The organism is Vibrio sp. Makdt (assembly GCF_027587015.1).
GTDB lineage: Bacteria > Pseudomonadota > Gammaproteobacteria > Enterobacterales > Vibrionaceae > Vibrio > Vibrio chagasii_B.
Window position 1 is genome coordinate 1 of record NZ_JAPPTH010000071.1, and the last position, 482, is coordinate 482.

The 482-nt window shown below is 41.1% G+C and carries 2 tRNA genes; both read right to left on the reverse strand.

Going from position 1 to position 482, the window contains the following annotated elements:
- Positions 1-278 precede the first annotated feature (278 nt).
- Positions 279-354 (reverse strand) — tRNA-Val (locus OH460_RS27330).
- A gap of 29 nt (positions 355-383) precedes the next feature.
- Positions 384-459 (reverse strand) — tRNA-Ala (locus tag OH460_RS27335).
- Positions 460-482 lie beyond the last annotated feature (23 nt).

Below are 482 nucleotides of genomic sequence, written 5' to 3' on the forward strand. Positions count from 1 at the left end.
TGTATGGTAAACAACCAAGGTTTTTGGTTGTAATAAGAAGGGTTAATTCTTATTACGTGTTTGCCGGACTCAATGTGATTCAAACGAATTTGAATCGAATACAAGACACTTGAATGTGTTTGTGTTGTGTTTATCCAAAGGATAAACATTGAGAACTTTTAATTTGATTAACTCGTAGAGTTAATCAGTCAGCTTTCCAAATTGTTAAAGAGCAAGAGTTTCAAAGTGTTAAACTTTTAACCCATTTTTAAATACTCTCTTTCGAGAATGCTTAAAGATGGTGGGCGATACCGGGCTCGAACCAGTGACCCCCTGCTTGTAAGGCAGGTGCTCTCCCAACTGAGCTAATCGCCCATAAAAGTTTTAATTCCTTATGGAAGGAATGGTGGAGCTATGCGGGATCGAACCGCAGACCTCCTGCGTGCAAGGCAGGCGCTCTCCCAGCTGAGCTATAGCCCCATATTTTTATTTCCTTGGGAGGA